The sequence below is a fragment of the Spirosoma harenae genome, assembly GCF_054776975.1.
Window position 1 is genome coordinate 284,701 of sequence record NZ_BAAHBD010000013.1, and the last position, 20,679, is coordinate 305,379.

16 protein-coding genes are annotated in these 20,679 nt (G+C 45.9%); 11 read left to right on the forward strand and 5 right to left on the reverse strand.

What is annotated here, in order from left to right; translation table 11 throughout:
• The first annotated feature begins 243 nt into the window (after window positions 1-243).
• Window positions 244-2,655, forward strand: coding sequence for a glycoside hydrolase family 20 protein (locus tag ACYVE4_RS19655; protein WP_461041912.1), 2,412 nt, complete (start codon window positions 244-246; stop codon window positions 2,653-2,655).
• A gap of 6 nt (window positions 2,656-2,661) precedes the next feature.
• On the opposite strand, the gene ACYVE4_RS19660 is transcribed toward ACYVE4_RS19655, so the two are convergent.
• Complete coding sequence (locus tag ACYVE4_RS19660) at window positions 2,662-3,366, reverse strand: SH3 domain-containing protein (protein ID WP_461041913.1); 705 nt, start codon at window positions 3,364-3,366, stop codon at window positions 2,662-2,664.
• Window positions 3,367-3,521: 155 nt separating this feature from the next.
• On the opposite strand from ACYVE4_RS19660, the gene ACYVE4_RS19665 reads away from it, so the two are divergent.
• Window positions 3,522-4,424: an alpha/beta hydrolase gene (locus ACYVE4_RS19665; protein ID WP_461041914.1), complete on the forward strand. Its 903-nt coding sequence runs from the start codon at window positions 3,522-3,524 to the stop codon at window positions 4,422-4,424.
• 5 nt (window positions 4,425-4,429) lie between these two features.
• On the opposite strand, the gene ACYVE4_RS19670 is transcribed toward ACYVE4_RS19665, so the two are convergent.
• Window positions 4,430-5,188 carry a DeoR/GlpR family DNA-binding transcription regulator gene (locus tag ACYVE4_RS19670; RefSeq protein ID WP_461041915.1) on the reverse strand — a complete coding sequence of 253 codons (759 nt, stop codon included), beginning with the start codon at window positions 5,186-5,188 and terminating at the stop codon, window positions 4,430-4,432.
• 325 nt (window positions 5,189-5,513) lie between these two features.
• On the opposite strand from ACYVE4_RS19670, the gene ACYVE4_RS19675 reads away from it, so the two are divergent.
• The 8 genes from ACYVE4_RS19675 (at window position 5,514) to ACYVE4_RS19710 (ending at window position 17,283) form a co-directional block, all read left to right on the forward strand.
• Window positions 5,514-8,627 (forward strand): SusC/RagA family TonB-linked outer membrane protein, encoded by a 3,114-nt coding sequence (locus ACYVE4_RS19675; protein ID WP_461041916.1) that lies wholly within the window; start codon window positions 5,514-5,516, stop codon window positions 8,625-8,627.
• A 17-nt stretch (window positions 8,628-8,644) separates the two neighbouring features.
• A complete protein-coding gene (locus ACYVE4_RS19680) occupies window positions 8,645-10,207 on the forward strand; it encodes a SusD/RagB family nutrient-binding outer membrane lipoprotein (RefSeq protein WP_461041917.1) in 1,563 nt (520 codons plus the stop codon).
• A gap of 198 nt (window positions 10,208-10,405) precedes the next feature.
• Window positions 10,406-10,885: a RidA family protein gene (locus tag ACYVE4_RS19685; protein WP_461041918.1), complete on the forward strand. Its 480-nt coding sequence runs from the start codon at window positions 10,406-10,408 to the stop codon at window positions 10,883-10,885.
• Between the two features lie 136 nt (window positions 10,886-11,021).
• On the forward strand, window positions 11,022-12,245 hold the full coding sequence (locus ACYVE4_RS19690; protein WP_461041919.1) for an aminotransferase class V-fold PLP-dependent enzyme: 1,224 nt from the start codon (window positions 11,022-11,024) through the stop codon (window positions 12,243-12,245).
• A 163-nt stretch (window positions 12,246-12,408) separates the two neighbouring features.
• Window positions 12,409-13,653, forward strand: a complete 1,245-nt coding sequence (locus ACYVE4_RS19695; protein ID WP_461041920.1) for an amidohydrolase/deacetylase family metallohydrolase — start codon at window positions 12,409-12,411, stop codon at window positions 13,651-13,653.
• A 68-nt stretch (window positions 13,654-13,721) separates the two neighbouring features.
• Complete coding sequence (locus ACYVE4_RS19700) at window positions 13,722-14,201, forward strand: RidA family protein (RefSeq protein ID WP_461041921.1); 480 nt, start codon at window positions 13,722-13,724, stop codon at window positions 14,199-14,201.
• A gap of 370 nt (window positions 14,202-14,571) precedes the next feature.
• Complete coding sequence (locus ACYVE4_RS19705) at window positions 14,572-15,933, forward strand: O-acetylhomoserine aminocarboxypropyltransferase/cysteine synthase family protein (protein WP_461041922.1); 1,362 nt, start codon at window positions 14,572-14,574, stop codon at window positions 15,931-15,933.
• A 216-nt stretch (window positions 15,934-16,149) separates the two neighbouring features.
• On the forward strand, window positions 16,150-17,283 hold the full coding sequence (locus ACYVE4_RS19710; protein ID WP_461041923.1) for a DUF4421 family protein: 1,134 nt from the start codon (window positions 16,150-16,152) through the stop codon (window positions 17,281-17,283).
• 12 nt (window positions 17,284-17,295) lie between these two features.
• Here the strand turns inward: ACYVE4_RS19710 and ACYVE4_RS19715 are convergent, their stop codons facing one another.
• Entirely contained in the window at window positions 17,296-18,732 is a 1,437-nt protein-coding gene (locus ACYVE4_RS19715) for a phytoene desaturase family protein (RefSeq protein WP_461041924.1), read from the reverse strand.
• A gap of 70 nt (window positions 18,733-18,802) precedes the next feature.
• Entirely contained in the window at window positions 18,803-19,087 is a 285-nt protein-coding gene (locus ACYVE4_RS19720; RefSeq protein ID WP_461041925.1) for an ACT domain-containing protein, read from the reverse strand.
• Window positions 19,088-19,431: 344 nt separating this feature from the next.
• Between ACYVE4_RS19720 and ACYVE4_RS19725 the strand changes: the two genes are divergently transcribed.
• The gene (locus tag ACYVE4_RS19725) at window positions 19,432-19,857 is read left to right on the forward strand and encodes an RrF2 family transcriptional regulator (protein WP_461041926.1); all 426 of its coding nucleotides are present in this window, start codon (window positions 19,432-19,434) and stop codon (window positions 19,855-19,857) included.
• 30 nt (window positions 19,858-19,887) lie between these two features.
• Here ACYVE4_RS19725 and ACYVE4_RS19730 read toward each other — a convergent pair whose 3' ends face one another.
• A complete protein-coding gene (locus ACYVE4_RS19730) occupies window positions 19,888-20,160 on the reverse strand; it encodes a hypothetical protein (RefSeq protein WP_461041927.1) in 273 nt (90 codons plus the stop codon).
• Window positions 20,161-20,679: the final 519 nt, after the last annotated feature.

The following is a 20,679-nucleotide window of genomic DNA, read 5'->3' on the forward strand; positions in this document are numbered from 1 at the left end:
AGGTCTGATAATTAGCAATGGATGGTTCAGAGACTAATTACTTGAAGGCAAAGTGATCAATAAATCACCTGGCCTATTTCCTTTATGGGCGTCTGAGTTTGTAAAAGTACAAATGACAACTAAAAAAAACAACATTTTATTGCGTCAAATCGGAATTGGTCAATAGATGCTACGATTTCCAGCCAACCTGTACGTACATAAAGACTTCATTTGATTACCCAAAGTCACTCTCCTTGTCCCGTTATGTTTACGCGATTTTTGTCGATTCTCCTTTTTTCGTTTTCCAGCATACCCGCTTTCTGCCAACTCTCCGATCGATATACCATTATTCCTCGCCCGGCGCAATTAGAAACACGGGCGGGGGAATTTATCGTCAGCCAGACGACAACCATCATGGTTCCATTTGCCGATACGGAGCTAAAAAATATCGTCGAACAATTCGCGAATCAACTCCACCAGAGTGTCGGTTTGACCGTTCCGGTGCGTACGTTGAATAAGGTTTCACCCCCCGGCAATCTTATTCAGTTTCTCCCGCTCCGCGATACGACGATGGGTGCAGAAGGTTACCGAATGGATATAACCTCACAGGTTGTAACGGTTGAAGCGGCTACGCCAGTTGGCTTCTTCTACGCTGTCCAAACGCTTTATCAACTGCTGCCTCCTGACGTTCTTCGCCGGGAGCAGGGAGCGCGGGGTAAGGAGCCGATTCTGGAGAAAAGCTCGTCTAATCTGCCACCTAGGTTGCCCATTCCAGCCTGCCGCATTCAGGATAGCCCACGCTATCCGTATCGGGGCCTTCACCTTGATGTATGTCGGCATTTCTTTCCAGTATCGTTTATCAAGAAATACCTTGATTTGATGGCGCTGCACAAATTCAATAATTTCCACTGGCATCTGACCGATGATCAGGGCTGGCGCATCGAAATCAAAAAATACCCTAAACTCACACAGATAGGCTCACACCGAACTGAAACGATTGTTGGTCATTACGATGATTACGATCCGCAAGTGTTCGACGGCAAACCCTATAGCGGTTTTTATACGCAGGATGAGATTCGGGAGGTAGTGCGATATGCCGCTACAAAATATATCAATATCATTCCGGAAATCGAATTGCCTGGTCACGCACTGGCGGCTTTGGCGGCTTATCCCGAACTAGGTTGTTCGCCCAAGGAAGGGTATCAGGTGGCTACTAAATGGGGTGTATTCGACGATGTGTTTTGCCCGACCGAGAAGACCTTTTCGTTTTTACAGGATGTATTAACCGAAGTAATGGACTTGTTTCCAGGAAAATACATTCACATTGGTGGTGATGAATGCCCGAAAAAGGTTTGGCAACAAAGTACATTTTGCCAACAATTAATTAAACGCCAGAAGCTTAAAAACGCGACGGAATTACAACGCTATTTTATCAAGCGCATCGATCAGTTCGTAACGGCAAAGGGTCGGCGGATTATTGGTTGGGATGAAATTCTGGAAGGGGCCAATCCCAAACTTCGGTTATCGGCTGGGGCTACGGTTATGAGCTGGCGGAGCATAAAAAGTGGAGTTCAGGCTGCTCGACAACAGCATGATGTCGTAATGACACCCGGCCAGTTTTGTTATTTCGATCATTTTCAGGGCGATCCGGGTCAGGAACCAACGGGATTTGGTGGTTCATTGCCACTGGCAAAAGTATATTCCTACAACCCAACACCAGCAGAACTATCGACTGAAGACGCCCGACACATCCTTGGTTCGCAGGGGAATCTTTGGACAGAGTATATACCGACTCAGCAACAGGTTGAATACATGATCTGGCCCCGCGCAGCCGCCCTGGCCGAAGTTGTCTGGACGCCATTGTCGGAAAAAAATTACGATGATTTCCTCCGTCGATTCGCCATTCATACGAAACGATTGGCTAATCTGGACGTAAACTACGCCCGTACTATCTATGATGCAATTCCAACGTCTCAACCAACTGCAGATGGCAAAGTAAGTCTTACAATTGCAACGGGCACCCAGGGAACTGATATGCCCACACCAGACATTCGCTACACCGAGAACAGTCAAATTCCATCGGGCGAATCACCCCATTATGAAAGTCCAATTCTTCTCACGAAATCCACGACGATTCGGACAGCGACTTTTTTGGATAAGAAACCGCTCAGCCAACTGGCAAAAGTGGAAAAAGAGTACATTATCTCGAAGGCAACAGGCAAGCCGTACACCCTATTGAATGCCCCAACCAGTGGCCGACCCGATAAAAATTACAGTTTAACCGATGGCAATACAGCCAGCATAGGTGGATATGAAATAGCGGGGGTGGTCGCTTTCAGCAGCGACATGAATATGGTTATTGATCTTGGCAAATCAGAATCGATAGAAAGCGTACGAGTTGGTTTCCTGAAGTATACAGCCAGAAACATTTGCCTGCCCAAGCAAGTGGAAATTTCGGTTTCGGAAGATGGCAAGACGTTTACGCCAACTTTAACCGCAAAAACCAATGCTGCTGAAGGCGGAAAGCGCGGCATTGCCCGACTCCCTTTCGACTTCACGCCGACAACGGCCCGTTACGTACGGATCATTGCCCGTACGATAGGCCACGTTCCGGCGGGTCTGCGAAACCCCGGCAAAGCTGCACTGCTGGCACTTGACGAAATTGAGCTTAGGTAATCAGCACTAATCGGCGCTTGAAAATTGGAGAAGCCATCGGTCGCCTTTCGGCTGGATTATCAACTGCGAATACCCATCGACGCCATCAATCGTCAATTGCTGTTTGGCGGCATCATATTTACCCGTAGTCTTTTCTTTAGCGAACCACGCAGCCCGAAACAACACGAACGCTTCCTGCAGGGTAAATTTAGTTTGGGGTAACTCCAGAAAGTGTGTAACACCACCCTGATACTGTTGCTCTTCAAACCGAGCACCATCCGTATAAAGCTGCTGATACCGCTCAATCGCACCTTTAGTTGGCGGCAACGTCGTTCGTTTGCCTTTCACTGGCGAAATCGTGCGATAAAATCCATCAATTACATCAATACTACCATCCATTTTCTCCGAGTTAATCGGCTGGTAACGTGATAAATACCCATCAAACAAATACCCTTCCAACCCCCTCTCCGTTTTCACTTTTACCCAATTACCTTTTACAGCAAATGCTCCGATCTGTTCAGCCGTGTATGGTTTATCAGATTCTGGAGCAGCTATTACCGTAAGAGGCTGCCCATTGAATGGCAACAGAGTAATTTTCTCGCCATCTTTTGCCGGCGTTTTTCGCAATATCAATCCCCCGGTCGAGTGTAGGTAAACCTTGTCATTCACCTGTAGTGGTTTATCAGCATAGTCGAAAAGCGCGTGAAAACTAAGCAGTAAAATCAGTAGCATAATCTGGAATCGGGTGAGCCTTTTTAGAGCAGCTAATCTACTGGTTTTTAACCGAGAAGTTAAAGCTGATTAGTTTATGGTATGAATCTGATAAGTAATTTTCCTCCATCCTCTCACTTGTGTACAATCAGAAACCAAATCATATTGCCCCTCAAATGCTTAGAATCATCTTTCTATATACCATTGCCCTAATCTGGACGATAACGCCGAGTGTTGGACAGCAGGAAATTCCTTTATATAAGGGTCAGATTCCCAATTCTCTGAACACACCCGATGAGGAAGTACGGCGACCTGATGGCGTAGTTTCCAAGACTTCCCATCCTACTCTCTCGATCTTCTTACCCAAAAATAGCAATCCCAGCGGTGCGGCTGTAGTCATCTGTCCGGGGGGCGGGTATGGCGTATTAGTGATAAAACGGGAAGGCTACGATGTGGCCGAAGCATTTGCCAAAATGGGTATTGCCGCTTTCGTCCTGAAGTATCGGTTGCCGAGCGACAAAACCATGACGGATAAATCCATTGGTCCCTTGCAGGATGCGCAACAAGCACTCAAACTCATCCGTGAACGAGCGGCCGAATGGCAGGTCAATCCCGAGAAACTGGGAATTATGGGTTTTTCAGCGGGTGGCCATCTGGCAGCCACAACCGGAACGCATTTCGCCAAATCCTACATCGATAACCCATCTGGCGTAAGCGTTAAGCCCAACTTTATGATTCTGGTTTATCCAGTTATTAGTTTGTCTGAACGCATCGGGCATTCGGGAACGCGGACCAATTTGCTAGGCTCAACGCCTACTCCGGAGCAAATCAGGCAGTATTCCAACGAAGAACACGTCGATACATCGACACCACCCACATTTCTAACGCATGCGGGCGATGACAAAGTAGTTCCTGTAGCGAATAGTTTAATTTTTTACGAGGCCTTACAGCGAAATGGAGTATCAACCGATCTGCATGTGTATGCCAAAGGCGATCACGGCTATTTAAAAACGCCCACGTTCGACGAGTGGTTTGGCCGTTGCCTTCACTGGCTTCGGCAGATTGAAATCCTTCCGTGAATCAACTAGAGAACCATCGTTTTACCCGTCTTGTAGGGCGAAAGCTGGGGCGAATCAGCCGCAAGTTCGGTAACCAGATAATCTACCTGATTTAGATCGGCAATTTTCATCCGCATCACGCTGTTCATCTTTTCAGAAATCGCCAGTACTGCTACTTTATCAGCTGCGCGAATCATGGCTTTTTTGGCCTGAACTGTCTCCCAATCAGAGTCAGAAAGACCCTCTTTGGCGTCAATCGCGTTGGTACCCATAATGCAAAGATCGACGCGCAGTTCCGATAATCGTTGATAGACCTCCCCACCAACGCTCATCTGACTATACCGCGAAATCTGCCCACCGATCATAATGATTTCCAGATTCGGTTTATCCAGCAATTCCACCGCTGTCAGCGGATTAACAGTAATGAAGGTGGCTTTGAGTTCGGGGGGAATCATCTTGATAAGCTCCCGAATGGTAGTACCTCCCCCAATCAGAATCAACATACCATCGTGAAGCAAGGCCAATGCCTTTTCGGCGATTGCTTTCTTGTTTGTATGCGCGTATGTTTCCTGAATCCGTGAGGAGTGATGATAAGCCTTCGACATAGCACCACCCCGAATTTTAATCAACTTCCCTTCGTCCGATAAATCATTGATATCACGCCGGACCGTATCTTCTGATACGTTTAACGTTGCCGCCAGATCAGTCAAATTTACGCGGGTGTGGAGATTTATTTCTCTGACTATTAAGTCTTTACGTTCTTCTTTTAAGAGACTTATTGACATAAAAAGCGCAACACAAGATTTATTATTCGACTAAAAGAACGATAAGCGTAGACTCTTACCCATCCAATGATATTCACGCTCAATTAAAGTTGCATGATATACATCTCTCTGCAACATTCTGCGGCTTTTCGCAAGTAAACTTTATAAATTAGGACCAAAAATGCATTATTTGCACAATATCTACTAATTATCTGCAAATTATCAGTATATTCATTGGATTTAACACTTACTTAATTCTTATTTGTGCAAATAATGCAAAATAACTCTGCATTATTTGCAACATACTCTTACTAATAACCTAACTAATCAAACCATCTGTCTGCTTATGAACTATTTGTTACTCAAGTGGCCCACGCGATTGGGCGCGCTATGTACTACACTCTGGTTACTGAGTTTACCGGCTTTGGCCCAGACTATTACCGGCAAAGTAACCAACGCCAGCGACGGCCAGGCATTGCCCGGCGTAACCATTCTGGAGAAAGGTTCTGTGAAAGGAACCGTAACCGACAGCGACGGGAAATACACCCTGAGCCTGACAAATGCGCAGGCTACGGTTATTTTTTCGTACATCGGCTTTACCGCGCAGGAAATTCCGGTAGCTGGTCAGTCAATTATTAACGTTGGCCTGAAAGAAGGCGCTACGAGTCTGAGCGAGGTAGTCGTTACGGCGCTGGGTATTTCGAAAGAGAAAAAAGCGTTGGCCTATGCCGTTTCAGAAGTAAAAGGAAGTGAGTTTACGCAGGCTCGTGAAAACAACCTAGCCAATGCGTTGACGGGTAAAATTGCCGGGGTAAACGCTACAGGTATGGCAACGGGTCCCGGTGGTTCCAGCCGAATCGTGATTCGAGGTAACGGTTCGCTGAATGGTAACAACCAACCTCTTTATGTAATCAACGGAATGCCGATGGATAACAGCATTCCGGGTGGTGGCACGACCGCTGATGGTAACGGTATGAACGTTGACCGTGGCGATGGTATCGGCGGCCTTAATCCCGATGATATTGAGTCGATTAGCGTATTAAAAGGCGGACCTGCTGCGGCTCTGTACGGGGCCCGCGCGTCGAATGGGGTTATTCTGATTACGACAAAAAAAGGACGTGGTCAAAAAGGTGTTGGCGTTGAAATCAACAGCAACACGACATTTGAAGATATTGCCGTGATTCCAAACTGGCAGTACGAATACGGTCAGGGTCTTGATGGCAAGAAACCAACAACGGTTACGGAAGCGAAAAGTACAGGACGTTTGTCGTATGGTGCTCGTATGGATGGTCAGCCTACAATTCAGGTTGATGGTCAACTTCACCCATATTCGCCACAGAAAGATAACCTGAAGAATTTCTATCGGACCGGCAGCAACTACATCAATTCGGTTGCTTTCACGGGCGGTAATGAAACGATGAATTTCCGGCTGGGTCTGAACAATACGCAGTCGAATAGCATCGTACCCAATTCGTCATTTACTCGTCGCATCGCCAACCTCAACATGAATGCCTTTCTGGGCAAAAAATTGAGCGTCGAAACGGTTTTCCAGTATAACTACGAAGAAGGCCAAAACCGGCCTAAAGTTGGGTATGCCGACATGAACCCACACTGGGCTACCTATCTGGTTGCCAACGTTGTAGACATTCGTAGTCTGGCTCCAGGTTATGATCCTGTAACGGGTAAAGAAATGGAATGGAACCCGGTTCCGGCTGCACCAAACCCGTATTTCGTGGTGAACAAGTTCAAGAACGATGACATCAAAAACCGATTCATTGCCCAGGGAAGCATCCGATACGACATTCTGGATAATCTGTTCATCAAAGGAAGCGTAAGCCAGGATTCGTACAGTTTCTCGTCGGAATACGTCCAGCCAACTAATAACGCTTATCAGCCACTCGGTACGTATGATGGTCGGAAGGTAACGTCGTCGGAAACGAATGGCATGGTAACGCTGAACTACAACACCAGCTTTTTCAAGGATTTAACGTTCTCTGCGCTCGCTGGTGCTAATGCGCAACGGTCTATCTACGACCAGACGCAGATTGCCGGTAGCGAATTTACTGTACCGTATTTCTACAGCTACACCAACCTCGCTGCCTTTACGACCACACCAACGTACATGAAAAGTGCGATCAATTCGGTGTTTGGCTCGGCGGATTTTGGGTATAAAAACATGGCTTTCCTGACGGTTTCTGGTCGCCAGGATTGGTTCTCGGTATTGAATCCAAAAAGCAATAGCATTTTCTATCCGTCAGTAGGTGGTTCGGTTATTCTGTCGGATGCGTTCCAATTACCTAGAGCCTTCAGCTTTGCCAAATTGCGCGCTTCGTGGGCACAAGTGGGTGGTGCTACGGTGAATGCATACCAGATTTATCAATACTACTCGATGCAGCAAGGTGGCCACAACGGTCGTCCAGTGCAGGTTTTATCGTCATCACAGGTACCAAACCCCGATCTGAAACCGCTGACTTCTACAACATCGGAAGCGGGTATCGAAGCTAAATTCTTTAATAACCGACTGGGTATCGACCTGACGTACTATAACCGGAAAACCACGAATGACATCGTTACATCGAACATCGCGCTATCATCGGGTTACACCTCTGCGCTGTTGAACGTAGGGGAATTAAGCAACAAAGGGGTTGAATTGTTACTGACGGGTACGCCAATCAAAAACGCTGATTTTAGCTGGGATTTGAGCTACAACATGGCCTACAACAAAAGCAAAATCGAGCGGCTGGCTGATGGGTTGACGGGTATCGACGTGGGTACAGGCGTTGGCGGAGGACTGGTTCGTAACGTTCTGGATCGCCCTTACGGAACCGTTTGGGGGTATCGCAAGAAAACTGATGCTGCTGGCAATGTGGTGTTCAACACGGCTAGTGGCTACGCTGTTCGGGGTGATCTCGAAGAAATCGGTCAGGGCACTCCTCCACTGACAATGGGGATTACCAATAATTTCCGCTACAAAAACTTCTCACTGAATATTTTGGTCGATGGCAAATTCGGCAGCATCGTGTACTCAAACTTGTATCAGTATGCCTATCGTTTCGGTCTGCCACAGGAAACGCTGCCAGGTCGTGAAACGGGTGTGACCGTAACGGGTGTAACACCAGAAGGGAATCCGTTCTCTAAAACCTGGGCGAAAGAAGATGTCGATACGTATTACGACAACGACAAGAATTACACGGCCATGTTCATGTTCAACAACGATTTCATCAAACTTCGTCAGATCGTACTGAGCTACAATCTGCCTGTTAACAAACTGTCGTTCCTGAAATTACAATCAGCTTCTATCTCGTTCGTAGCGCGCAATCTGGCTATTCTATACAAGGATAAAAAGAACCAGTATTTCGATCCTGAATCAGGTTACACCAGCACGAATGCACAAGGTCTGGAAGCGTTTGGCGTACCCCGTACGCGTAGTCTTGGTGTGAGCTTAATGGTGAAATTCTAACCGAAAACTTTCTGACAATGAAGCGTTTATTCAAAAAAATACATTACATAGTTCCTGCACTCCTGCTCTTGTCGTCTTGCGACAAAGGGTTCGAGGAGATGAACGTGGACCCGAATAAATATTCCGAAGTAGTACCCGAATACCTGTTCACACGAGCGCTATTGGATGGCGTAAGCACCAACTATTCTGGCGCGGCTTATCTGACGATTGGGCAGTCGATGCAGCAATTTGCTACCTATAAAGAGGTTCCGGCGGCTGGTGATAAGTACTTCAATTACAGCTATTCGACGGGTAACTGGAATGCTTACGCCGGAACATTAGCCGGACAGGGAGCTGTCATTTCGATCCGTCAGGTTATCGATGCTGTGTCAAAAGATCCGATTAATATCAATAAACTGTCGGCAGCGCGGATTTGGAAAGCCTACATTTTCCACCGCATGACGGATATGTATGGCGACATTCCTTATTTCGACGCAGGAAAAGCGCTTTCCGACAAAAACTACGGCCCGAAATACGATACGCAACAAGCCATTTACGCCGATTTACTGAAAGAACTTGACGAATCGATCAAGGCTTTCGACGCAACCAAAGGGACATTCGGAACCGCCGATCTGATGTATGGTGGCGACATAACAAAGTGGAAAAAGTTTGCTTATTCGCTGATGCTCCGTTTGGGTATGCGTATGACCGAAGTTGATGCCGCTGGGGTCAAAACATGGGTTGAGAAAGCGATTGCGGGTGGCGTTATTCTAGACGATGCCGACCGAGCTGTCATTGCTTATGTCGATGGTTCGCAGGTTGCCAGCCGTAACTTTATTGCCGCTGCTCTGCTTAGTACCGACTACATTACGCCCGGTGGTGATAATGTGGAAGGTGGCAAGTTTGCCAAAACGTTTATCGATTATCTGAAAAACACGAAAGATCCGCGTTTGAACGTGTTCTCCATCGTCTGGACGACGACCGATAACAAAACATTCACGGCTGATACAACGACTGCACTACAAAGTGGAATGCCGAACGCGGCTTACAATAATCTGCCTGCTAATTTCAACTCGTTCTCTGAACCGAATCCAAATACGCTCCTAAAATACAGCGCTCCCCTGATTGTTTTTGGCAATGCAGAAACCAATCTGCTGCTGGCTGAAGCGTCGGTACGTGGCTGGGCTAGTGGAACAACGGCGGCAACGGCTTACCCGAATGCAGTAAAAGCCGGGATGCGCCAATGGTCATTGTTTGGCACGGGTGGAGTGATTTCGGAGGCAAAAATGAACGCTTATCTGACGGCGAATCCGTACAAAGCCAGTGGTACAGTAGCGCAACAAATGGAGCAGATTCAAACGCAGAAATGGGTGTCGCTATTCCTGGAAGATGAATACGAAATCTTCTCGAACTGGCGTCGTACGGGTTATCCAGTGCTTACGCCAACCAATTATCCCGGAAACCTGACCGGCGGCAAAATTCCGACCCGCTTTGTGATTCCCGATTCAGAAGAAACGTACAACAAAACTAACTTCCTCGAAGCCCGTACCCGTCAGGGTGGTACCAACACGCTCTCAAGTGTCGTCTGGTGGGATAAGTAAATTGTTGATACTATTCGACTTACGGCTTATACTAGCCGGATAAACAGTCTTGTAAAAAGTACGTGATTCCCGTGTCTGTGCCCTCACAGACACCTTTCCGGCAGGTTAATCTTCGCTGACGTATAGGTGTCTGTGGGGACACAGACACGGGAAGATTGATGCTGTAAACCAAATTCCGTAACCCATAACCTTCATCCCATGAAAACCCAGCGTCGTTCTATTTTAAAAAGGCTTTTCGCTTCTGTCGCCAGCCTGACCGGGCTGAGCGTTTCCACACCAAGTCAATCCAAATCACCTGAAAACACTAATGCAGTTCTTGAGGCAGAGGTCACCGACGTAGTCACGCATCAGGATATTCCTTTGTATTCGAGCGTTCAGAAGTTGGGCAACATGGTTTTCATCTTTGGTATCGGAGCTCACTTTGAGGGCGACATCAAATCTCACACCGATCATGTGCTAAAGGAGATGGAAAAAGAATTAATCAAAGCCGGTTCGTCGATGGAAAAAGTTCTGAAAGTGAGTGTATTTCTGCACGATCTCGAAGACTATAAGGGCATGAACGAGATATTTAAAGGCCGATTCGGCAGCAAACCTCCGGTGCGTACAACAGTAGCTACACACGCAGGCGTCCCCGGCGATTCGCTGGTCGAAATGGATTGCATCGCGTATTTATCGTAGATACTGTTTCGGACAAACGGCATCAAATCCCTATCATTCAGGAGGTATAAAATAGCTGTATTCAAGTACTGTAGTACACTGTCTTTGAGCCACATACTTATTATCCAATTACAAAACCTCGACTAGATAAACAATCATGCTTAATCGTAGAAGTTTACTCAAACACTTATCGACCCTGCCATTGGTTGGCGGCATGTTTGGCGGTGCAGCTCCCCTATCAACCGTATTGGCGGGACCCGTTTTGGCTCCTCGGAATCTGGTCAAAGAACTAGGTATCCGTACGTTCATCAATGCCGCCGGAACCTATACGGCCATGACGGGCTCGCTGATGGAAGACGATGTTGTCAACACCATTCTGGCTTCTTCCAAAGAGTTCATGATGCTGGACGACGTACAGACGAAAGTCGGGGAGAAAATTGCCGCCTTAACCCATGCTGAATCAGCAGTCGTAACAGCGGGTTGCTTCTCGGCCATGACGCTCGGTTTGGCAGGTGTTCTGACGGGTATGGATCAGAAAAAAGTAGAGCAATTGCCGCATCTGGAAGGTACCGATATTAAATCGGAAGTCATCATCCAGAAAGGGCACAATGTTGGCTATTCTCACGCGCTGATGAATACGGGTTGTAAGATTGTGTTTATCGAAACCGTTGAAGAGCTTGAAAAAGCCATCAACCCAAAAACGGCGATGCTCTGGTTCCTGAACATCCAGTCCGACAAAGGAAAAATCATGCACCAGCAGTGGGTTGAGATGGGTAAGAAGCACAACATTCCGACGATGATTGATATTGCTGCCGATGTCCCACCCGTTGAAAATCTCTGGAAATTCAACGACATGGGCTTCGATCTGGTTTGTGTATCGGGCGGTAAAGCCATGCGAGGCCCGCAGAGCGCGGGGCTACTGATGGGCAAAAAAATGTATATCGATGCCGCGCGACTCAGTATGCCTCCACGCGGTTCGACCATCGGGCGCGGGATGAAAGTGAATAAGGAAGAAGTACTGGGCATGTATGTAGCCCTGGAAAAATTCATCGCCCGCGATCAGGACAAAGACTGGAAAATGCTGGAAGCTCGCGCAGCCCACATTGCCAATGCAGCGAAGAGTGTTAAAGGCGTAAATGTCGAAACCTTTGCGCCAGAGCTTGGCAATCACACGCCAACGCTAAAATTCACCTGGGATTCGGCAAAAGTTAACCTGACGAACAAAGCGTTACAGGAAGGTCTGCGAAACGGCAACCCGTCGATTGAGATCGTCTTAAATGAATCGAATGGCATCAATATGACCACCTGGATGCTAAAACCGGGTGAAGAAAAAATTGTCGCGACCCGATTGAAAGAAGAATTATCCAAAGCGTCAGTCTAACCCATTTGAAGTTTTAGGTCATAAAAGTAATTGGAGTCTTCCTGTGTCTGTGTCCTCACAGACACCTATGCGTCAGCAAAGATTAACCTACCGGAAAGGTGTCTGTGAGGACACAGACACGGGAAGATTTCAATTACTTTCTTCTACGACAAAACCCGGCCCTATGAAAAAAACACTTACTCTATTTTTATTCATTTGCCTAAGCTACTGGGCCACAGCTCAGCAGTATACGATACTCATCAAAGGCGGTCGGTTAATTGATCCAAAGAATAACATCGACGCCATAATGGATGTCGCAATTATAGATGGCAAGATTGCTGAAGTAGCCAAATCGATCGATGCCAAACAGGCCAGGCAAGTAGTCGACGCCAAAGGGATGTACGTAACGCCCGGCCTGATCGACATTCACGGACACGTATTTTACGGCACTGAGGCCAATCATTACTTAAGCAACGGACAAAATGCAGTTTCGCCCGATGGGTTTACGTTTCGGGTTGGCGTAACGACCATTGTCGATGCAGGTGGAGCCGGTTGGAAATCATTCGATTTGTTCAAGAAGAATGTGATCCTCACCGCCAAAACACGAGTGCTCTCCTTCATGAACATTGTGGGCGAAGGAATGCGAGGTGGCAAATACGAGCAGGATACCACCGACATGGACCCAGCCAAAGCCGCTCAAGTCGCACTGGAAAACAAAAATGACGTAGTTGGATTCAAAGTCGCTCACTATCAGGGATCAAGCTGGGCATCTGTCGATCATGCCGTAGCTGCTGGGAAACTGGCCGATATGCCGATTATGGTTGATTTTGGTGGGAGCCAACCCCCACTACCTTTAGCCGATTTATTCCTGAAACACCTTCGTCCGGGCGATATCTTTACCCATACGTACACGCTATTGCCCAATAATGTACGCGAAACAATTGTCGATGAAGAGACTAAAACCGTGAAACCCTTTGCGCTGGAAGCCAGGAAGCGTGGCATTGTATTCGACGTTGGCTATGGTGGTGCCAGTTTCAATTTTTCACAGGCAATTCCGGCGCTGAAAAATAAGTTTTACCCAAACACCATCAGCACCGATTTACACACGGGCAGCATGAACAATTCCATGAAAGATATACTGAGTATCATGTCGAAATTCGTGGCAATGGGTGAAGATATTCCCAGCGTAATTAAAGCTAGTACGTGGACACCTGCTCAAGTCATCAAGCGCGAAAATTTAGGCCATCTATCGGTAGGTGCTATTGCCGATGTAGCCATTCTGAGTATACGTCAGGGGAACTTCGGGTTTTATGATAAGACGGGTTATAAGCTGGCTGGTAAGCAGAAATTTGAATGTGAAATGACCATCAAAGGCGGTAAAATCGTCTACGATCTAAACGGAATTGTCAGCCCGATGGGCCTCAATTAATAGGTAGAACCTTCATCAACAAACTATCATTTAAACGTAAAAACAACTTTTAACTAGTTACTTATTGTATGAAAACCGAACGCCGTTCCATTTTAAAACGACTTTTTGCTTCTGCGGCTGGAATAGTTGGTCTAGGTGCTGCCAATAAAGCGATAGCTGAACCAGTGGCCGAAGTTGCAGCTCCAGCAGCTGAAAAAGAGGTATTCAATGTAGTCAATCATCAGGATGTGCCTTTATTTTCTCTTTCCACTAAACTAGGTAATATGGTGTTCGTGGCTGGGATAGGATATCACAAAGAAGGCGATATCAAAGTCCACACCGATGAAGTACTCAAAGAGATGGAAAAGCAACTGATAAAAGCCGGTTCATCGATGGAAAAAGTCCTGAAAGTGAGTGTATTTCTACACGATCTGAACGACTACAAAGGCATGAATGAAGTCTATAAAGGTCGGTTTGGCAGCAAGCCCCCCGTACGGACAACGGTTGCCGTTTACGGCGGTGTTCCCGGCAATTCGCTAGTCGAGATGGATTGCATAGCCTATATCTAAATAAGCATTTTGTCATACTGAGCCGGCCGGCCGGCTCAGTATGACAAAATCGCTCTTTAAGAAACGTTTTGCTATAAAATCCCAATAGCCGATAGAGTATTTACCTAATCAACTGATAATCATTTTTTTACATTTTTCTTGCAGAACTGAATTTTGCTTTTCACCTTTGCCGCACCTTCGTTTTTTCCGTTAGGGCAGAAAACGTAATCAATTCCACAAGCCATTCAGTTGGCTTATTATTTTGATTATTAATCTATATAATTCATGGATTATATATTCATATTAGTCAACTATTTCTAAACCCTTCAAACGGTAGTACCTTCATCAACAAACCTTTTAATTACTGTACAACGTAAACCATAAACCTATTATGAGCCAGAATCTGCGATTTGAAACTCTTCAACTACATGGTGGTCAGCAGCCCGACCCAACAACTAACGCTCGTGCGGTGCCTATCTATCAGACAACTTCGTATGTATTCAACAATGCACAGCATGGCGCTAATCTGTTCGCACTGAAAGAGTTTGGCAATATTTACAGCCGCATCATGAATCCAACCAATGATGTGTTTGAGAAACGCATCGCAGCTTTGGAAGGTGGTGTAGCCGCTTTAGCTGTTAGTTCGGGACATGCTGCGCAGTTTGTTGCGATCAATAACATCACGACCGTCGGCGACAATTTCGTAACGTCGTCCTATCTCTACGGTGGGTCATATAATCAGTTTAAAAATTCCTTTAAAAATATTGGCGTTGAAGCTCGATTTGCCGACGGCGATAAAGTTGACAGCTTCGAGCGGCTGATCGATGAAAAAACGAAATTCCTGTACGTCGAAACGATTGGTAACCCAGAATATAGCGTACCCGATTTCGAAGCGTTTGCCCGATTAGCCGAGAAGTATGACTTGCCCTTCATTGTCGACAACACGTTTGGAGCCGCCGGTGCCATTGCACGCCCATTTGACTACGGCGCCCACATTATTGTCGAATCAGCGACAAAATGGATAGGCGGACACGGCACGACCATTGGTGGTGTGATTGTGGATGCCGGTACGTTCAATTGGGGGAATGGCAAGTTTGCCCAATTTACCGAACCATCGCCGAGCTATCATGGCCTTGTGCTGAACGATGTTTTCGGCATTGGCGGACCCTTTGGCAATATTCAGTTTATCATCCGGGCGCGGGTTGAAGGCCTTCGCGACTGGGGTGCATCGCAGGCTCCCTTTAACTCGTTTTTATTACTTCAGGGCCTTGAAACACTCACCCTCCGCGTTGAACGAACGGTCGAAAACGCCCTTGCATTGGCGAATTGGCTCCAGCAACATCCCGAGGTAGCGAGTGTAAATTACCCAGGTCTGGAAAGCAGCCCCTACCATTCGTTGGCAAAACGATATCTGAAACGCGGGTTTGGTGGCGTACTGTCATTTGAACTCAAAGGCGACAAGGCGCGGGCCGAAGCGTTTGTGAATAACCTCAAGCTAATCAGCCATTTAGCCAACGTTGGTGATTCAAAAACACTTATTATACATCCGGCCAGTACAACACATTCTCAGCTTTCGGAGGACGAACAACGGACGGCTGGTGTGACCCCAACTTCGCTTCGATTATCGGTTGGAATCGAACATATTGACGATATTAAAGAGGATATCGAACAGGCATTAGCTCAATTGCCTACTGCTGATCAACCATTACCAGAAGAGTCTCGCTTTGTGCCCGCAGACGATGTCCTTGCCTAATTTCTATACCAGATCGGTACCGATAAGCGTACCGATCTGGTAAATCCTGCGGTACTTTCCGCTTTATCCAACAGCTCTTTTTGAGAGCGTTTAACTTACTTAAAAACCGTCTTGGGGGCGGTTTTTTTCGTATTAAATGGGTCAGCGTCCATTATTACAAACATTCTATGTTTCAAATGATTATGCTAATAGTCGACTAGCGATTTTTAATAGTCTATGGCGCGAAATTTACCTGTTCTTATTTACGTCAGAGCATTTCTGTTACCGACAGGTTTCCGGCCGGGGAAAATGAGGTTATTCATCAGCCTGCTGTTGCTCACGACTTCGCTTCAGTTGTATGCACAGGGAGTGCAATTATTGGGAATACCACTAGATACGCTACTCAAAACCAAAGCACCCCGCGTCGATCCGGCTTATATAACAACGTATTATAGTCGACTGCACATTTTTCTGGTAAGCGACCGGCGGAATTTTAGTATTCGCTTACCAGGTTCTGTTCACTCATTACAGTATAAACCTAATCTGGCCTGGACATTAGGACTCGGATTTAACTATAAATGGCTAGGTACCGAACTAACGTTTAATATGCCCTTACCCGGCAGTAGTCCCGTTCAGAAAGGTAAGACAAAACCCTTCGGCCTCAATTTAAATTATAACAACCGCCGATTCTGGGCTTCGGCGCAGTACCAATTTTACCGAGGGTTTTATATTGCAAACCCTGATGTGATTGCCACTAATTGGCTGGCGTTTCAGCCGACTTATCCGTACCGCAATGACCTGATCAGTCAAACCATTTCTACGCATGCCTATTATTTGTTCAACCCGCTTCGGTTATCGATCCCGGCCAGTTTGCTTCAGCGCGAAGGGCAGCGAAAAAATGCAGGTTCCTGGGTAGTAGGCAGTTTCTTCACCTATCAACTAATCCGGGCAGATTCCAGCCTGATACCCCAATTAATAGAATCTGATTTCTCTGCAGAATTGACAGCCCGGCGATTCAGCTCACTCGCCATTGGTGTCGACGCTGGTTATTTGCGGACATTTATTCTGGGGAAATACTATTTTATCAATCTTGGGGTACGACCAGGTTTATCGCTATTGGTCAATCAATCGACGTTCACCGATCAACCCGCACTGAACCATATCGGACTAGGCTGGCAAGGGCAGGGATCGATAACAATAGGTTATAATTCACCCCGCTACTATGGAGGTATTTACGCTTCCGCTGTACTAACAAACCGAGCGTTGTTTAGCAATTTCCTCCGCACCGATTCAGAATATATCCGATTTGTAGCAGGCAAACGCTTTCGGTATAAGCCTAAAGGCCTGATGAAAAAGGTACCGGGATTATAAATAGTTATAAATTCAGTTGATAGCCACTCCAAAACCTTCCCGTAAGGCAACACGGGCAGCATGATAGCCGCACATGCCATGAACTCCTCCGCCCGGAGGAGTCGAGGATGAGCAGATAAATAGTCCAGTCGCTGAGGTTTTATAGGGCGACAGACTGATTACAGGTCGAGTGTATAACTGACCAATGTCAATAACACCGCCGTTAATATCGCCCCCAATGTAATTTGGATTATACTGCTCCATTTGGTGCGAATTCATCGTATGCCGCGCCAGAATACGATCGCGAAAACCGGGTGCAAATCGTTCGATCTGTCGTTCAATCGCTTCTGTCCGGTCAACGGTTGAGCCGTTCGGTACATGGCAATACGCCCAGGCTGTGTGCTTACCCTGCGGAGCGCGGGTATCATCGAACAGACTTTGTTGAGCTACTAGAACAAACGGATTCTCAGGATGTTTGCCTCTAGACGTTGCCAGTTCGGCATTCGCAATTTCGTCGAACGTACCGCCAATATGCACCGTCCCAGCTTGCCGACATTCCGGTGCCGTAAATGGAATAGGTCCATCCAACGCCCAGTCGATTTTAAACACACCCATGCCGTAGCGATAATGTTCCAGTTGCTTTCGGTAAATGGAAGAAAATTGATCTCCAGCAATTCGGAGTAATTGTTTTGGGGTTACGTCAAACAAGACGACTCGCGAGGCAGGAATATCGTTGAGCGACTGGACTAATCGACCCGTCTCAATTTTCCCACCGAGTGATCGAAAATAGGAAGCCAAGGCATTGGCGATGGATTGTGAACCGCCCGTTGGAATGGGCCAATTATAGAGATGTCCGGCTGTTGTTAGCACTAGTGCAATAGCCGTAGTAGCTATGTTACTCAGAGGTTGGATAGCGTGAGCAGCCATTCCACCTAATAATCCCTGAGCTTCGGCCGTCTTGAATCGTTTAATAAATTGGGTAGCCGGTAAAAGTGCATCCAATCCAAAGCTGGCCATATCAATTGGATGCCTGGGAAAACGCAATGGCCCTAATACATCAGGTGCAATGCCAGGCCAACGCTGAACCAGCTTCCCGAATAATTTCTGATAACGTACGCTATCTGCGCCCAATAACTCGGCTGTTTCCTGCACCGATGATTTTAAAACAGCGGCCTTCCCTTTATCGAATGGGTGAGCAGCTAATACGGGTGGTTCAATCCACTCAAGACCATGATCTGTTAAGGGAAGTTTTCGAAAAAAAGGAGAACCCACCGCCAGCGGGTGAATCGCCGAACAGACATCGTGCCTAAAACCCGGCAACGTTAATTCTGCCGTGCGCAATCCTCCACCTATCGTATCCTTTGCTTCGAGTATCAATACAGAAAGTCCGGCCTGCTGCATTGTGATAGCCGCACTCAGGCCATTGGGCCCTGAGCCCACCACCACCGCATCGAAATCTGTTTTTACCATGAATCTCCGACTAAGTAGGCAATTACGATGTATTATTAGTCGAATGTAGGCACCAATTGGTATAAACCGGTTAACTAACAATTTCCAGCACCCGTACTACGCCACGAATAGCCCGTAGTTTACTCATAAGTCCGCTTTTTTGCCTGTTCTTCTCCCGCATCTGAATCGTCAATCGGCCACTGGCCCGCCAACCACTGACTTCAAAACTGATAGCCCGTATTGTACAATCTTCTTCCTCAGGAACTATGCTCATAATATCACTGACAAAGTTCAGCCGATCGAAACCGTCAATCTGGTAAGTTACGTGACCTGTGAAATCACTGGTTGATACTGGCAGCTGGGCAATTGTCTTCATTATTACTTTGTTGTTGAAGCGTTGATATTCAACCTACGTTTACGGGATAGCGTTACTTATTTGCAAACGTTTTAGACAAAACGAACAAGCATAATCTTGTTAATTACTAGACAAAGGTGATTATTACTCTTTTCTTTTCCAAAAATTTATCAAAAAATTGATTATCAACACATTGGCAAATAGTCTATCGAAAACCCGGTATTCAATGAGTTCAATTTTTGTAACGAATAGCTGGCTTTGAATAGCATTTATTTATAATATCTATAGAATTAGAGTACTATTATAAAAAGTACACTATATTTGTGCTTAGTAAGCAACGTAGTTACGTTAAAACCATTCGCGACATGATCTCCAAAAAAGCAAAATATGCGCTCAAAGCCCTGAAGGTATTGACGGAAGAATTTGGAAATGGTCCCGTTCTGATCGCTACGATTTCAGAAAAAGAACACATTCCCAAAAAATTCCTGGAGACGATTTTACTTGAATTACGAAATCATGGCGTGCTGCAAAGTCAGAAGGGAAAAGGCGGAGGTTATTTGTTACGAATTGACCCTGAGCGCATTAACCTGGCGCAAATTGTGCGGATTATCGATGGGCCAATTGCGCCTACTCCCTGTGTATCCCTGAATTTCTACGTGCGTTGCGATGATTGTGCCGATGAGGAAACCTGCCCAATTCGACCTATCATGCTTCAAGTTCGCGATGCTAATTTGTCGGTCTATGAGTCCACAACATTGCAAATGTTAGCCAATGCAACAGTAAGCCACTAATACATGTTAATTGACAAACGCATTCCTCTTTTAGGAGAATATGTCTATACCTGACAGGCAACGCTGGCAAACAGTTGGCGAAACATTAAGTCCCTGGCTTATTTCCTGAGCTGCTTCCAGCGCAAGCTCAAAACTTGAATAGCTTCCCCGCCAACGCCCAGTAAGATACCCAGGCTTATTGGGCTGCATGCCCTTGCCGTTTTTACAAAATCGGCATTCTCCTTTATGCAGCGTCACCTTAGGATTTCGGTAGTACGCATAAAAATAAAAAGTAGTCATTTTGTTCGTTGAGATTTTAGCCATATAGCACAAATTTTTATTCAAAAAAGTAGTAATAATTATGTTAAAATTATTACAAGAATTCACTAAGTAATGCAATTCAAAAAGACAAAAAAATTAACTACTTTACTTAAGTATTTATACTAACTAACTTCCAAAATCACTAAGTATAATTAGGTGTTTAGCAATTAATAAATTGATTTTTTGCAACAAATAACTGGATAAATATTTCATAAATTTTGGCCACTAAATCAGATTTAACTAATCTTTAATTTTTTAAAAAAAAGATAAAATATTCAACATAAAATCAAATATAACTCCCTATCAATGAACTGTTTAACTATATTCAATTTTCACTATTTCTATAATTAATATCTTTTTGATAACATAATCTGTATTTTTTTATCACTATCGGCTTTTGAAATATAATTTAACTAATCTAATATTGATGCGTTTACTTATTTTTTCAAACCAACCTAATCTTCATGAAAGCATCGCTCTACAGGTTTCTGCAGACCGCTTTGTTGGGCTCCTGCCTGTGGC

Coding starts and splice junctions, on each gene's coding strand:
- ACYVE4_RS19655 (WP_461041912.1), top strand. CDS start 244: ATGTTTACGCGATTTTTGTCGATTCTCCTTTTTTCGTTTTCCAGCATA.
- ACYVE4_RS19660 (WP_461041913.1), bottom strand. CDS start 3,366: ATGCTACTGATTTTACTGCTTAGTTTTCACGCGCTTTTCGACTATGCT.
- ACYVE4_RS19665 (WP_461041914.1), top strand. CDS start 3,522: ATGCTTAGAATCATCTTTCTATATACCATTGCCCTAATCTGGACGATA.
- ACYVE4_RS19670 (WP_461041915.1), bottom strand. CDS start 5,188: ATGTCAATAAGTCTCTTAAAAGAAGAACGTAAAGACTTAATAGTCAGA.
- ACYVE4_RS19675 (WP_461041916.1), top strand. CDS start 5,514: ATGAACTATTTGTTACTCAAGTGGCCCACGCGATTGGGCGCGCTATGT.
- ACYVE4_RS19680 (WP_461041917.1), top strand. CDS start 8,645: ATGAAGCGTTTATTCAAAAAAATACATTACATAGTTCCTGCACTCCTG.
- ACYVE4_RS19685 (WP_461041918.1), top strand. CDS start 10,406: ATGAAAACCCAGCGTCGTTCTATTTTAAAAAGGCTTTTCGCTTCTGTC.
- ACYVE4_RS19690 (WP_461041919.1), top strand. CDS start 11,022: ATGCTTAATCGTAGAAGTTTACTCAAACACTTATCGACCCTGCCATTG.
- ACYVE4_RS19695 (WP_461041920.1), top strand. CDS start 12,409: ATGAAAAAAACACTTACTCTATTTTTATTCATTTGCCTAAGCTACTGG.
- ACYVE4_RS19700 (WP_461041921.1), top strand. CDS start 13,722: ATGAAAACCGAACGCCGTTCCATTTTAAAACGACTTTTTGCTTCTGCG.
- ACYVE4_RS19705 (WP_461041922.1), top strand. CDS start 14,572: ATGAGCCAGAATCTGCGATTTGAAACTCTTCAACTACATGGTGGTCAG.
- ACYVE4_RS19710 (WP_461041923.1), top strand. CDS start 16,150: ATGGCGCGAAATTTACCTGTTCTTATTTACGTCAGAGCATTTCTGTTA.
- ACYVE4_RS19715 (WP_461041924.1), bottom strand. CDS start 18,732: ATGGTAAAAACAGATTTCGATGCGGTGGTGGTGGGCTCAGGGCCCAAT.
- ACYVE4_RS19720 (WP_461041925.1), bottom strand. CDS start 19,087: ATGAAGACAATTGCCCAGCTGCCAGTATCAACCAGTGATTTCACAGGT.
- ACYVE4_RS19725 (WP_461041926.1), top strand. CDS start 19,432: ATGATCTCCAAAAAAGCAAAATATGCGCTCAAAGCCCTGAAGGTATTG.
- ACYVE4_RS19730 (WP_461041927.1), bottom strand. CDS start 20,160: ATGGCTAAAATCTCAACGAACAAAATGACTACTTTTTATTTTTATGCG.